This window comes from Pseudomonas sp. Tun-23181 (assembly GCF_057415455.1).
Genome location: NZ_CM171630.1, coordinates 2,412,960 through 2,426,537, shown reverse-complemented (window position 1 = coordinate 2,426,537; position 13,578 = coordinate 2,412,960). Strand labels below are relative to the sequence as shown.

Annotated in this window: 14 protein-coding genes; 5 read left to right on the top strand and 9 right to left on the bottom strand. The window is 65.1% G+C overall.

From position 1 onward, the window contains the following. Position 1 precedes the first annotated feature (1 nt). Positions 2-1,156, bottom strand: coding sequence for an efflux RND transporter periplasmic adaptor subunit (locus ACDI39_RS11610; protein WP_225788039.1), 1,155 nt, complete (start codon positions 1,154-1,156; stop codon positions 2-4). A 256-nt stretch (positions 1,157-1,412) separates the two neighbouring features. On the opposite strand from ACDI39_RS11610, the gene ACDI39_RS11605 reads away from it, so the two are divergent. Continuing rightward, entirely contained in the window at positions 1,413-2,045 is a 633-nt protein-coding gene (locus ACDI39_RS11605) for a TetR family transcriptional regulator (RefSeq protein WP_225788040.1), read from the top strand. Positions 2,046-2,127: 82 nt separating this feature from the next. Here ACDI39_RS11605 and ACDI39_RS11600 read toward each other — a convergent pair whose 3' ends face one another. Further along, positions 2,128-3,579 carry an MDR family MFS transporter gene (locus ACDI39_RS11600; RefSeq protein WP_225788041.1) on the bottom strand — a complete coding sequence of 484 codons (1,452 nt, stop codon included), beginning with the start codon at positions 3,577-3,579 and terminating at the stop codon, positions 2,128-2,130. Between the two features lie 397 nt (positions 3,580-3,976). On the opposite strand from ACDI39_RS11600, the gene ACDI39_RS11595 reads away from it, so the two are divergent. Then, the gene (locus tag ACDI39_RS11595; protein ID WP_253080371.1) at positions 3,977-4,846 is read left to right on the top strand and encodes an isocitrate lyase/PEP mutase family protein; all 870 of its coding nucleotides are present in this window, start codon (positions 3,977-3,979) and stop codon (positions 4,844-4,846) included. A gap of 19 nt (positions 4,847-4,865) precedes the next feature. Here the strand turns inward: ACDI39_RS11595 and ACDI39_RS11590 are convergent, their stop codons facing one another. Together ACDI39_RS11590 and ACDI39_RS11585 are read right to left on the bottom strand one after the other, a co-directional pair. Beyond that, positions 4,866-5,039, bottom strand: coding sequence for a hypothetical protein (locus ACDI39_RS11590; RefSeq protein WP_225788043.1), 174 nt, complete (start codon positions 5,037-5,039; stop codon positions 4,866-4,868). Positions 5,040-5,097: 58 nt separating this feature from the next. Continuing rightward, positions 5,098-5,973, bottom strand: coding sequence for a LysR substrate-binding domain-containing protein (locus ACDI39_RS11585; protein ID WP_225788044.1), 876 nt, complete (start codon positions 5,971-5,973; stop codon positions 5,098-5,100). A 113-nt stretch (positions 5,974-6,086) separates the two neighbouring features. On the opposite strand from ACDI39_RS11585, the gene ACDI39_RS11580 reads away from it, so the two are divergent. Continuing rightward, positions 6,087-7,724, top strand: a complete 1,638-nt coding sequence (locus ACDI39_RS11580) for a 5-guanidino-2-oxopentanoate decarboxylase (protein ID WP_486538707.1) — start codon at positions 6,087-6,089, stop codon at positions 7,722-7,724. Positions 7,725-7,789: 65 nt separating this feature from the next. On the opposite strand, the gene ACDI39_RS11575 is transcribed toward ACDI39_RS11580, so the two are convergent. Next, entirely contained in the window at positions 7,790-8,710 is a 921-nt protein-coding gene (locus tag ACDI39_RS11575; protein ID WP_253080372.1) for an AraC family transcriptional regulator, read from the bottom strand. 201 nt (positions 8,711-8,911) lie between these two features. Here ACDI39_RS11575 and ACDI39_RS11570 point away from each other — a divergent pair, with 201 nt between their 5' ends. Both ACDI39_RS11570 and ACDI39_RS11565 read left to right on the top strand, forming a co-directional pair. Beyond that, positions 8,912-9,205 (top strand): putative quinol monooxygenase, encoded by a 294-nt coding sequence (locus ACDI39_RS11570; RefSeq protein WP_225788047.1) that lies wholly within the window; start codon positions 8,912-8,914, stop codon positions 9,203-9,205. An 89-nt stretch (positions 9,206-9,294) separates the two neighbouring features. Then, positions 9,295-9,528 (top strand): hypothetical protein, encoded by a 234-nt coding sequence (locus ACDI39_RS11565; protein WP_225788048.1) that lies wholly within the window; start codon positions 9,295-9,297, stop codon positions 9,526-9,528. Here the strand turns inward: ACDI39_RS11565 and ACDI39_RS11560 are convergent, their stop codons facing one another. The 4 genes from ACDI39_RS11560 to ACDI39_RS11545 all read right to left on the bottom strand — a co-directional run bounded on the left by ACDI39_RS11560 (position 9,529) and on the right by ACDI39_RS11545 (position 13,445). Then, positions 9,529-10,134, bottom strand: a complete 606-nt coding sequence (locus ACDI39_RS11560) for a flavin reductase family protein (RefSeq protein ID WP_225788049.1) — start codon at positions 10,132-10,134, stop codon at positions 9,529-9,531. A 119-nt stretch (positions 10,135-10,253) separates the two neighbouring features. Continuing rightward, on the bottom strand, positions 10,254-10,580 hold the full coding sequence (locus ACDI39_RS11555) for a hypothetical protein (RefSeq protein WP_225788050.1): 327 nt from the start codon (positions 10,578-10,580) through the stop codon (positions 10,254-10,256). Between the two features lie 251 nt (positions 10,581-10,831). Then, entirely contained in the window at positions 10,832-11,977 is a 1,146-nt protein-coding gene (locus tag ACDI39_RS11550; RefSeq protein WP_225788051.1) for a Fic family protein, read from the bottom strand. Between the two features lie 148 nt (positions 11,978-12,125). Beyond that, the gene (locus ACDI39_RS11545) at positions 12,126-13,445 is read right to left on the bottom strand and encodes an MFS transporter (protein WP_225788052.1); all 1,320 of its coding nucleotides are present in this window, start codon (positions 13,443-13,445) and stop codon (positions 12,126-12,128) included. Positions 13,446-13,578: the final 133 nt, after the last annotated feature.

The following is a 13,578-nucleotide window of genomic DNA, read 5'->3' as shown; positions in this document are numbered from 1 at the left end:
CTTACTCCCCTTTGCCGCCTGCGCTTGCCGCATTGGCCTGGGCTGGATTGACCGCTTTCTTGACGTTGGTGGCCTCGCTGACCTTGACCTCGACGCCCGGGCGGACGAACTGCAGGCCTTCGGTGATCAGGCGGTCGCCCGGGTTGAGGCCTTCCTCGATGAGCCAGTCGTTACCCAGGGTGCGGTTGGCCTTGAGGTTACGCAGCTCGACCTTGTTCTCCTGGTTGACCACCAGCGCGGTCGGGTTGCCCTTGAGGTCCCGGGTCACGCCCTGCTGCGGGGCCAGGATGGCGTTGGCGTTGACCCCAGCCTGCAGGCGGGCATGCACGAACATGCCGGGCAGCAGGGTGTGCTCGGGGTTGGGGAAGATCGCCCGCAGGGTCACTGAGCCGGTGGTCTCGTCGACCGCGACTTCGGAGAACTCCAGGCGGCCTTCCTGGCCGAACAGGCTGCCGTCTTCCAGCACCAGCTGGACCTTGGCGGCATTCTCGCCGGCCTTCTGCAACTGGCCGCTTTCCAGGTCGCGGCGCAGCTTGAGCAGCTCGGCGGTGGACTGGGTGACGTCGACGTAGATCGGGTCGAGCTGCTGGATGGTGGCCATGGCGTTGCTCTGGCCGTTGTTCACCAGCGCGCCTTCGGTGACCGACGAGCGACCGATGCGGCCGCTGATCGGGGCCAGGACCTTGGTGTAGCGCAGGTCGATCTGGGCGCTCTTGAGCGAGGCTTCAGCCTGCAATCGTTTGGCATTGGCGTCGTCGTATTCCTGCTTGGAGACAGCCTGCTCGTCGATCAGCTGCTTGTAGCGCTCGGCCAGCGAGCGGGTGGCTTGCAGGTTGGCCTGGGCATTGGCCAGGTTGGCTTCGTAGATGGCCGGGTCGATCTGGTACAGCTGTTGGCCGGCCTTGACGTCGCTGCCTTCCTTGAACAGGCGCTTGAGAATGATGCCGTTGACCTGTGGACGAACCTCGGCGACCCGGTAGGCGCTGGTGCGTCCCGGCAGTTCGCTGGTCAGGGTGTAGGCCTGTGGCTGGAGGGTAACGACGCCGACCAGAGGAGCCTGCGCCGCGGGCGCTGCTTCTTCTTTGTTACAGCCACTTAGCAAGGTTGCCAGGGCGACGGCGGAAACCAGGGCGGTGACGGCTGGCTTGAATTGCATGAGGATCCTCGGGTCGCTAGAGCTGGGAGACGCTCAAGAATAGTGGAAGTGTCCTATCGGAAAAATACTTATCCAGTGGATAAATAGCTTACTAACGAATATACTTACATTCATGCTTGTTTGTAAATACCGCAGAGGGGTGTGAATCCCCCCGCGGACTGGACACATACACCGGGTGAGGCCCTGAAAGAGGCGACCCCGGCCTGATGACCGCACGCCATGCGAGCGTGCGGGCCGTGATAGAGGTTGAGCTGCCATGGTCCGTCGAACCAAAGAGGAAGCCCAGGAAACCCGCGCCCAGATCATCGAGGCGGCGGAAAAGGCCTTCTACAAGCGCGGGGTTGCGCGAACCACCCTGGCCGACATCGCCGAGCTGGCGGGCGTGACCCGCGGGGCGATCTACTGGCATTTCAGCAACAAGGCCGACCTGATCCAGGCATTGCTCGACAGCCTGCACGAGACCCATGACCACCTGGCCCGCGCCAGCGAGAGCGAGGACGAGGTCGACCCGCTCGGCTGCATGCGCACGCTGTTGCTGCAGGTGCTCAACGAGCTGGCGCTCGACGCGCGCACCCGGCGTATCAATGAAATCCTGCATCACAAGTGCGAGTTCACCGACGACATGTGTGAAATCCGCCAGCAGCGCCAGGGAGCGGTCCTGGATTGCCATGAGGGCATCACCCTGGCCATGACCAATGCCGTGCGCCGCGAGCAATTGCCCGCCGACCTGGACGTGCAACGTGCGGCCATCGCCCTGTTCGCCTATGTCGATGGCTTGATCGGGCGTTGGTTGCTGTTGCCGGACAGCTTCGACCTGTTGGGCGATGCTGAAAAATGGGTCGACACGGGGCTGGATATGCTGCGCTTGAGTCCCTCTCTGCGCAAATGACACTTTGTGAAGGATTGTGATGAAGTGTTTCCCCTCTGTATTAAGGGGAGGTTAATGCGGCGCCCGAGCGGCCCCAGCATCCTCAATGCCCCCGCAGTTGGCGGTCGGGCATCGCCAGTGCAGCCCCCAGCCCGATCAGCGATACCCCGGCGCTGGCCAGCAGCAGATGACGAAACGTCTCCAGCAACCGTGCCTGGGTCACCGGGTCCGCTTCACCCGCCTTCAGGCTGCCCAGCAGCGGATTGCCCAACAACTCGAAACCACCCTGGTGCAGCAGCGCCAGCAGCAGGCTGGACATGCACGCCACCCCCATGGCACCGCCGAGGGAGCGGAACAAGTTGGTGGTGCTGGTGGAAACGCCGATGTCCTTCATCTCGACCGCGCTCTGCGCGCCCACCAGCGAGGTGGGGAACTGCAGGCCGCAGGCGATGCCGGCCAGCGACATGAATACGGCGCTGAGCACGCCCGCTTGCGGCGGCGTCAGGGCCATGGCGGCGATGGCCACGGGCATCAGCACGGCGCCGGCGAGGATCTGCGGCCGGTAGCGGCCGGTGAGGCTGGTCATGCGCCCACCACAGAAGGCGCCCAAGGGCAGGCCCATGGCCAGCGGCAGCAGGTGTAGGGCGGCGCTGTCGGCGCCGGCGCCGGTGATGCCCTGGTAGCGCAGGGGCATGAGCATGGTCAGGGCGATCGACTGGAAGCTGGCGAAGAACACCGTGCACCAGCACAGGACCGCCGCGCGGTTGCCGAACAGTTGCAGGGGCAGGAGCGGCTCGGCGCAGCGCCGCTCATGCCCGACGAACAGCAGCAGCCCCAGCAGGGCCGTGGCGAACAGCGCCAGTACCGGTGGCGCCAGCCAGGCATGGCCCTGGCCGACCAGGGTGATGCCCAGCAGCAGGCTGCCCAGCCCGAGGATCAGCAGCAGCGCGCCGAGATAGTCCACCTGCGCGTCGCGCCGTTGGCCGGGCATGTTGCCCAGGGCACGGTGGATCGCCCATAGGGCGAACAGGCCCAGCGGCAGGTTGATCCAGAACACCCAGCGCCATGACAGGTATTCGGTCAGCCAGCCGCCGAGCACCGGCCCGGCCACGCTGGCCAGGGCGTACATGCTGCTGAAGTAGCCCTGGTAGCGACCGCGTTCCCGAGGCGGGACGAAGTCGCCGATGATCGCCTGGCTCACCGACACCATGCCGCCGGCCCCGATGCCCTGGACCACCCGTGCCAGCACCAGTTGCTGCATGTCCTGGGCCAGGGCGCAGGCTACCGAGGCCAGGGTGAACACGGCGGTGCCGGTGAGGATCATGCGTCGGCGTCCGTAGAGGTCGCCGAGCTTGCCATAGATCGGCACGGCCACGGTCATGGCCACCATGTAGCCGGAGATGACCCAGGCCAGCAGGCCGACATCGTTGAACTGCGCGCAGATCGCGGGCATGGACACGGCGACGATGGTCTGGTCCAGGGCGCCGAGGAAGATCGCCAGCATCAGGGCGGTGAGGACGCTGCGCAGCACGGCAGGGGGGAGGGCGGCGGTCACGGGCATACCTTGTCGGGGAATGGGGTGTATCAGGGCGGTTCGAGTCGTGGTATCTCATCAGGGTCGCTTCGCGCCCCCTGAATAGCTCACCTCGCTATCGCGCCAACCGCCGGATTGTAACCTGAGTTAGGTAGCTTCCTATGTACTACGTGCATCCCCTATGCAAGATCGGCATTGGCGCATTCATCCAGTGCTGCATGGCTGCGTGATATCGTGACCTGGCCGCAGTCGCTGAAATCCGCGGTCTGCACCAGCATGGTGCAACGCATTGCCGCAGGATTTCCCAGCGCTGTTTCCCACACCTTCTATTCCTCTGCCTGCATGTCGAGCATGACCGCCCAGATGGCGACGGTTGGAACAGGTCAGGTTCAATTTTCACCTTACAAGCGGAGTGATCATGTCCAAGGCTTCCCACCACGATCTGCGTTTTGCCTTCCGCGAACTGCTGGCTTCAGGTTCGTGCTTTCACACCGCGTCGGTGTTCGACCCCATGTCGGCCCGCATCGCCGCCGACCTGGGCTTCGAGGTCGGCATCCTCGGTGGTTCGGTGGCCTCGCTGCAGGTGCTGGCCGCGCCCGATTTCGCCCTGATCACCCTGAGCGAGTTCGTCGAGCAGGCCACTCGCATCGGCCGAGTGGCCCAGTTGCCGGTGATCGCCGATGCCGACCACGGCTACGGCAACGCCCTCAACGTGATGCGCACGGTGATCGAGCTGGAGCGCGCCGGTGTGGCCGCGCTGACCATCGAGGATACCCTGCTGCCGGCGCAGTTCGGCCGCAAGTCCACCGACCTGATCCCGGTGGAGGAAGGGGTCGGCAAGATCCGCGCGGCCCTCGAGGCGCGGGTCGACTCGGCGCTGTCGATCATCGCCCGGACCAACGCCGGCGTGCTGAGCACCGAGGAAATCATCGTCCGCACCCAGAGCTACCAGAAGGCCGGGGCCGATGGTATCTGCATGGTGGGTGTGAGGGATTTCGACCATCTGGAGCAGATCGCCGAGCACCTGACGGTGCCGCTGATGCTGGTCAGCTACGGCAACCCGAACCTGCGTGACGACGAGCGCCTGGCGCGCCTGGGCGTGCGGGTGGTGGTCGACGGCCATGCCGCCTACTTCGCCGCGATCAAGGCCACCTACGACTGCCTGCGTCTGCAACGCGGGCAGCAGAACAAGTCCGAGAGCCTCAGCGCCACCGAGCTGTCGCATACCTACACCCAGCCCGAGGACTACATTCGCTGGGCCAAGGAGTACATGAGCGTCGAGGAGTGATCGGCGCGGTGCAGTCGGTTCAGCGCACGGCGCTCAAGGTCGCGGTGTGCGGCACGCAATGCTCCTGGGCGCAGCTTGCCGCGGCGTTGGGTTGGTTGCGCAGCAATTCGACTCGCCAGCAGGCCGAACCATAGAGCCCCGCGACGGCGATCACGATGAGGGCAAGGGTCCAGCGTCTGGATCTGATGCTCATGGTGCGTACCTCCTGTTGCTGCAACAGGTGATACCTACAAGCATAGGTCAACCTGGGATCACTGCCTGGCGCGATCCTCGAGCCAATCCATCAGCTCGACCAGCCCCGGCGGCAGCGGCTTGGCAGGGCAGACCAGGTAGTAGCCCTTGCCGGTTGCCACCTTCAGCCCGAAAGGCATGCACAGCCGGCCGCTGAGCAGGTCGTCGCCAATCAGCGCCCAGTCGCCGATCGCCACGCCGGTACCCTGGGCAGCCATGGCCATCGCCATGTCCAGGGTCTGGAAATGCTGCCTGGGCCCCTGCGGCTCGAACGCCGCTCCCGCCGCCTGTAGCCACAGCCGCCAGTCATGCTCGTCCGACGAGGGGTGCAGCAGCATGTGCCGGGACAGGTCCTCCAGGCACGCCAACGACGCGGCGCCCTGCAGCAACGACGGGGCGCAGACCGGCGTCAGTTGCTCGTCGAATAGCTTGCGCACCTGCAGGCCCGGGCTCGGTGGCCCGCCATAGACTACGGCGGCATCGAAGCCTTCGCGGCGCAGGTCCACGCCGTGCTGCACGGTGGTGGTCAGCTCCACCGGCACGTCCGGGCGCAGGGCCTGCCATTCCATCAGCCGTGGCAGCAGCCAGCGCATCACGCAGGTGGGCGCCTTGAGCTGCAGGACGGCGCTGCGCCCGCCGACTTCGCGCACGCCCTGCTCGATGAGGGCGAACACCTGCTGCACCCGGGGCAACCAGTCCTGGCCCTCGCGGGTCAGTGCCAGGCCACGGGCCTGGCGCTGGAACAGGGCATAGCCCAGGTGTTCCTCGAGCCCGGCGATCTGCCGGCTGACCGCGCCCTGGGTGATGTGCAGCTGCTGCGCCGCGCGAGTGAAATTGCAATGTTGGGCGGTGACCAGAAAGGTGTGCAGGGCCGGTAGAGGAGGCAGACGTTTCATTGCGCTGAGCCATGATCACAAGACATGACTAGTATGTGTTTTTTTGCATTGTGGCGATAGCCATGCCTTGGTTCCATGGTCACTGATCTCAACAAGAATCAGGTAAAAGACAGATGGCAACCTGTGGCGAAGTACTGGTCGAACTCCTCGAAGGCTATGGCGTGGAGCATGTCTTCGGCATTCCTGGCGTGCATACCGTGGAGCTGTATCGCGGCCTGGCGGGATCGTCGATCCGGCACATCACCCCACGCCACGAGCAGGGGGCCGGGTTCATGGCCGACGGCTATGCGCGCACCCGTGGCAAGCCGGGGGTGTGTTTCATCATCACCGGCCCTGGCATGACCAACATCACCACGGCCATGGGCCAAGCCTATGCCGACTCGATCCCGATGCTGGTGATTTCCAGCGTGCAGGCCCGCGACCAACTCGGCGGCGGTCGCGGCAAGTTGCACGAGCTGCCCAGCCAGGCAGGGTTGGTCGCCGGTGTGGCGGCGTTCTCCCATACCTTGATGAGTGCCGACGACCTGCCCCAGGTGCTGGCCCGTGCCTTTGCCGTGTTCGACGGTGCCCGGCCAAGGCCGGTGCATATCGAGATCCCCCTGGATGTGCTGGTCGAGCCGGCCGGCCACCTGCTGCCGGGTCGCCCCGTGCGCACCGGCCGGGCGGGCGCGGCGCCACGGGGTGTGGCGCTCATGGCCGAACGCCTGGCCTCGGCGCGGCGGCCGTTGATCCTCGCCGGTGGCGGCGCCCTGGCGGCGGGCACGGCCCTGGCCCGCCTGGCGGAGCACTTGCAGGCACCGGTGGCCCTGACCATCAATGCCAAGGGCTTGCTGCCGTCCGGGCATCCGTTGCAGATCGGTTCGACCCAGTCGCTGCCGGCCACTCGCGCGCTGGTCGCCGAGGCCGACGTGGTGCTGGCCATCGGCACCGAGCTTGCCGAGACCGACTACGACGTGACCTTCAAAGGCGGCTTCGAGATTCCCGGCAGCCTGCTGCGCATAGACATCGACCCGGACCAGACCGTGCGCAACTACCTGCCGGAGCTGGCGCTGGTGGCAGATGCCGAGCAGGCGGCCGAGGCCTTGCTCGATGCCTTGCAGACTCAGATGCAACCGGTGCGTGACCCCGCCTGGGGCGCCGTGCGTGCCGCTCGCCTGCGCCAGGACTTGTCGACCACTTGGGACCCGCCGACCCTGAGCCAGACACGCCTGCTCACCAGCGTGCTGGAAACCCTGCCCGACGCCATCCTGGTGGGCGACTCGACCCAGCCGGTGTACACCGGCAACCTGACCTTGGACATGGACCAGCCACGGCGCTGGTTCAACGCCTCGACCGGCTACGGCACCCTTGGCTACGCCCTGCCGGCGGCCATGGGCGCCTGGCTCGGCAGCGGCGGGCAGGTGGACGAGCGTTCACCGGCCATCTGCCTGATCGGCGATGGCGGCTTGCAGTTCACCCTGCCTGAACTGGCCAGCGCGGTGGAGGCCCAGGTGCCGTTGATCGTGCTGCTGTGGAACAACCAGGGTTACGAGGAAATCAAGAAATACATGGTCAACCGGGCCATCGAACCGGTGGGCGTGGACATCCATACGCCGGACTTCATCGGTGTCGCCCGGGCCCTGGGCGCCGCGGCGCAGCAGGTGGAGGACGTGGCCCAGTTGCAGGCCGCGCTGCGCCAGGCCGTGGAGCGCCAGGGGCCGACCTTGATCCAGGTCGACCAAGCCCAGTGGCAGGCGGCGGTGGGGGGCTGACAGGTACGGCGAAGCGGCTGCATCGGGGCCGCTGCGCGCCCCATCATGGCAGCGCAACCCGGCCTTCAATCGGCAGCGGTACGCAGCCGCGCCACGTCACGGATCGGCGGTGCGCCATACAGCCTGCTGTACTCCCGGCTGAACTGAGACGGGCTTTCGTAGCCCACCCGGTACCCCGCCACCGCGGCTTCGAGCCCCTCATTGAGCATCAACCGCCGCGCTTCCTGCAGGCGCAACTGCTTCTGGTACTGCAGGGGGCTCATCGAGGTCACTGCCTTGAACCGATGGTGCAAGGTCGAGGTACTGAGGTTGACCTCGCGCGCCAGATCTTCGATGCGCAGCGGTCGCTGGAAGTGCTGGTTGAGCCAGGCGATGGCCTGGCTGACCCGGTGGGTCTGGCTGTTGGCCAGGGCGATCTCGTACAGGCGGTAGCCCTGTGGCCCGCGTAGCAGGCGATAGAGGATTTCCCGGCGGATCAGTGGCGCCAGCATGGGGATGTCCCGGGGGGCGTCGAGCAGGCGCACCAGACGTAGCAAGGCATCGAGCAACTGCGGATCGGTCTTTTCCACATACAGGCCACGGCCAGAAGGAAGGTTGGGCACCAGCATCGGCCCGCTTTCGGCGATCAGTTGGCTGATCTGTGCCGGGTCGATGTCCAGGCGCAGGCCCAGGCTGGGCGTCTCGGGGCTGGCGTCCAGGCGCACCCGGCTGATCGGCAGGGTTACCGACACCACCATGTAGTGCAATGGGTCGTAGGTGTATTGCTCGTCGCCCAGGAACAGGCTCTTGCTGCCCTGGGCCAGGACACACAGGGCAGGTTGCGCCAGGCTCGGCACCGAACGCACGTTTTCCCGGTAGGCCACCAGGTACAGGTCGTCGACCGCCGAGGCCGTGCCGTAGGGCTCGCCGGCATGGCGCAGGATCAGGTCGGCCAGCTCCTGGCGTTGTAGCTCCAGGGACGGGGCGGGGGGCGTGGGCGTGGTCATGGCGGGTTTCCTCTACTGACCGACGCAGGATAGGTTCGGGCAAGGGTGGGCGCTAGTCGAAAGCTGCTCCTCGCTTGCCTGATCCTGCACGGTTGCAGGATCAGGCAAGCGACCGGCAGTAATGGCCTAACGGCGCGCGCGGGCGAGGGCCTAACCTTGCCAGCCTGGCCTTTCCGTCCGTCTGCTTCAAGGAGAACGTTCATGACCCAGCCTCAACCGGTCACTCACCTGGCTTTCATCCGGGCCAGCAGCGGTCGTTCGGCGGAGTTGGGCGCGCGCCTGCGTGACCTGCTCGAACCCTCGTTGCAGACGCCCGGCTGCCTGAGTTTCACCGTGCAGCGCTCCCAGGCCGATACGGACCTCTGGCTGCTCAGTGGCAGCTGGCGCGACCAGCAGGCCATGAGCGGCTACTTCGCCTCGCCGACCCTGGACCTGTTCGGCGAGCTGGTGCAGGCGCAGGTGGTCGCGAGCCTCGACCTGCATACCTTTGCATGATGCCTGGGCCCGAATAGGCAGCACCGATTGTGCCCGGCACTCGCCAGGTTAGAATGCCGCCCTTCGATCAACACGTGGATACAGGCACGATGGCACGTAGAGAATTCCCCCGCTTCGAAGCGGTTTCGGCAATGGTTCCGGCAGAGGGCGGCGGCTACCACGCCGCGATCGCCGTGAAGGCCCTGGGCATGGGCGGCGCGCCGCGTTTCCACAAGGTGCTGGACGGGCAACTGTTCAAGACGGCGATGGCCGCCGACGAAGCCGCCTGCGCCGAGCTCGGGCGCCTGCAAGGCGTCAGCGAAGACGGCGAGCTGGTCTGGTGATCAGGCCCGTGGCCGGGGCATCTTGAAGCAGTTGCCCAGCTCGAAGTAATCCGCAGGCCCGCCGCCGCGCAGGATGGGCTCGGCGGCGGCAGTGTCGTAGATGCCGTCCTTGAGCAGGTGCTCGGCGATATGCACGGCCACCACTTCGCCAAGGATCAGCCAACTGGGCACCAGCGCCTGGTCGGCGCGCTGGAGCTGGACGATCTGGCTCACCTTGCACTCGAAGGCCACCGGGCTTTCCCCCACGCGCGGTACCCCGACGATGCGCGATGCCGTGGGCGTCAGTTCGCTCAACTGGAATTCATCCACCTCGGCCGCCACCGCCACGCAGCTCTGGTTCATCTGCTCGGCCAGCGGGCGGGTGGCCAGGTTCCAGACGAATTCACCGGTCTGTTCGATGTTGTTCAGGCTGTCTTTGCGGCCGATGCTGCAGAAACCGATGATCGGCGGCACGTAGTTGAAGGCGTTGAAAAAACTGTAGGGCGCCAGGTTCAGGCGACCTTCGCGGTCCTGGGTGGAGATCCAGCCGATGGGCCGGGGGCCGACGATGGCGTTGAACGGGTCATGAGGCAGGCCGTGGCCTTTGGCGGGTTCGTAGTAGTACATCTGCGCAGGGCCTGTGGCCCTTCCTCTTGGCGGGACGAGGCGCCTAGTGTGCCAAGGCTGGGCCCGGCTGGAAACGATCAAGCCCGGCCGAAGCCGGGCTGGGCGCTCGCATCGCGGGATCAGCCGATGCGGTGGGCGTGGGTGCGGTCGAAGCCGTCTTCGGCGAAGCGTTGTGCGCCAGTGCGGTCGAAGCCATCTTCGGCGAAGCGTTGTGCGCCAGTGCGGTCGAAGCCATCTTCGGCGAAGCGTTGTGCGCCAGTGCGGTCGAAGCCATCTTCAGCGAAGCGTTGTGCGCCGGTACGGTCGAAACCATCTTCTGCATAAGTCGCCGATTGGGTCTGGACGGCGGTGAAGTTGTGGGCGTTGGTACGGTCGAAGCCGTCTTCGGCGAAGGCGCCGGTCGCCAGTACCGACAGGGCCAGGGTCAGGATCAGTTTGTTTTTCATGGTCGTTGCTCCAGTGGAATCGATGGGTTGCTCTGCTCTATGGGTTTCATGTTACGCCGGTTAATTAGATTAAAAAGCGCAAAAAGTAGCGCTAATAAATCTACTTTTTCGATTTGTTTGATGTGCAGATACCTGCGAAGCATCACGTCAGGTGTCCCTTTCCGGGAGCGGCGAAAGACACTTCGCCACCCTTCGAAGGATGCCTCTGCTGAATTAATTCGGGGTTAAGTGCGAAGGGTCAGGTTGAAGTTCTATCGTTCAACCTGATCATCAACGGGCGTATTGACCCGGTAGCGGGTACTGCGACCACCGCCCGGCAGGCGAACCAGGCAGCCCTTGTCGAGCAGGTCGGTGAGATGGCGAGTGGCGGTGGCCTTGGACACCTTGGCCACCGCTTGATACTGACTGGCGTTGATACCCGCCTCGAAGCCGCGTTGGCCGCCATCGAGCAATCGGTTGAGCACCTTCACCTGCTCGGGCAGCAGCCCATCACTGCGGTGCGCATGCCAGAAGCGCGCCTTGGCCAACACCCGGTCGATCCGCACCAGCGCCTGCTCCAGGCTGCGCAGCAAGGTCGTCAAGAACCAGGCTAGCCAGCGTGTAATGTCCAGGTCGCCTTTCTGGCTGCTTTCCAGCACCGCGTAATAGCCTGACCGATCCTCGAGGATGCTGGCGGACATCGCATGGAAACGGATGGCCTGTCGTTCGCCCTGGGCCAGGGCCAGGTCAGTGAGGGCGCGGGTCAGGCGACCATTGCCATCATCGAACGGATGCAGGGTCACGAACCAGAAGTGGGCGATGCCGGCGCGTAGGAACGGGTCCAACTGCGTGAAGTGGCGACTGTCCTCGAACCATTCGAGAAACGCCTGGAGCTGCTCTTGCAGCCCGGCTCGCGGGGGCGCTTCGAAATGTACACTGGGTTTGTCGAGGCGGCCGGAAACCACCTGCATGGGCGCCTCGTCCCGCAGTTGGCCGACGAGGATGGGTTTACCCAGGGCCTCGTCGCTTGCCGGGAACAACCATCGATGCCAGGTGAACAGGCGTTGCAGGGTCAAGGGCTGGTCATATCCCTGCGTCGCGTCCAGCATCAGTTCGGCAAGCCCCTCGCTGCGGGCTGTAGTCGAACCATGCCCCTCGAGACCCAGGCGACGGGCCAGGGAGGAACGCACGGAGCCGACATTGAGCTGCTCGCCCTCGATGGCGGAGGACGTAATGATGTTCTGCAGCAAGGTATCCAGGATATTGTGGCTTTCGCTGAGTTCGTCCACGGCACCGATCCTGCCCAGCAAACGTCCCTGCGTTTCGACACAGCTTCGCAGCAGCGTGGCAAGCTGCTCTGTATCCCAGCGCAAATGAGGCCAGGCTGGCCGCTGCCAGATCCACATTGGATCGCTCATGGTTTCCCCTTGTTGTGCCATGAGCCCAATAGTAGCCCTATTCGGCTCATTTGGTGAGCCGAATAGGGGGGTTATTCGGCTCACGATAGCCATGAAAAAGGGGCGCCCCGTCAGACGGAGCGCCCCTTTTGCAGGCTTGCAAGCAGGATCAGTCAGTGGTGATCCGCGAGTGCTTGCGGGTGTCCTTCATGGTGGCATACACCAGCAGCGAGCAAGCGATGCAGCCGGTGACGTACCAGTAGAAGCCGGTTTCCATGCCTGCGCTCTTGAACCACAGGGCCACGTACTCGGCGGTGCCGCCGAAGATCGACACGGTCAGGGCGTAGGGCAGGCCCACGCCCAGGGCGCGGATCTCGGTGGGGAACAGCTCGGCCTTGACCACCGCGTTGATCGAGGTGTAGCCGCTGACGATGATCAGCGCCGCCATGATCAGGAAGAAGGCGCCCCACCAGGTCTGCACGGTGTGCAGGGTGCTGAGGATCGGCACGGTGAACAGGGTACCGAGCACGCCGAAGGCGATCAGGATCGGGCGGCGGCCGATCTTGTCGGAGAGGCTGCCGATCACCGGTTGCAGGCACATGAACAGGAACAGCGTGGCCGCCGAGATGGTGGTCGAGTCGCTGATGCTCATGCCCACGGTGTTGACCAGGTACTTCTGCATGTAGGTGGTGTAGGTGTAGAACGCCAGGGTGCCGCCCATGGTCAGGCCGACCACGGTCATCAGCTCCTTGGGATGGCGCAGCAGGGTGCGCATCAGGCTTTCCTTGGCCTTCTCCTTCTTGGTGAAGGAGGCGGTTTCTTCCATGCCACGGCGCAGGTACAGGGCGACCACCGCGCACAGCGCGCCGATCACGAAGGGCACGCGCCAGCCCCAGGCGTACAACTGCTCGGTGGTGAGCGTCTGTTGCAGGATGATCAGCACCGCCAGGGCGATGAGCTGGCCGGAGATCAGGGTCACGTACTGGAAGCTGGAGAAGAAGCCACGGCGGTCCTTGGTGGCCATCTCGCTGAGGTAGGTCGCCGAGGTGCCGTATTCACCGCCCACCGATAGGCCCTGCATCAGGCGCGCCAGCACCAGCAGGACCGGCGCGGCGACGCCGATGCTTTCGTAGCCCGGGGTCAGGGCGATGATCAAGGAGCCTGCGCACATCAGCAGTACCGAGGCCATCAGCGCGGCCTTGCGGCCCTTGCGGTCGGCGTACAGGCCCATCAGCCAGCCACCGATCGGGCGCATGAGGAAGCCCACGGCGAAGATCGCGGCGGTATTGAGCAGTTGGGCGGTGGTGTCGCCAGCCGGGAAGAAGGCCTTGGCGAAGTACAGCGAGAATGCGGCGTAGACGTACCAGTCGTACCATTCGACCATGTTGCCGATGGATCCGCTGAAGATCGACTTGAGACGGCTGGAGGTGGTTTTTTCCGCGGCGGGCGCGAGGGCCGCCCCGGCGGGCAGGGTGGTGGCGTTATCCATCAGGGATACCTTCTCGTTGTTTTTGTGGAGCGCGCCGTGGCGCGGCTTGCCGGGACAAGTGCAGAAGGTGTGCCAAATGGATGCAGGGTGATCCAAATGAGGGCGCCGCGTGCCCTGTCGTGGGCCGGTCAGC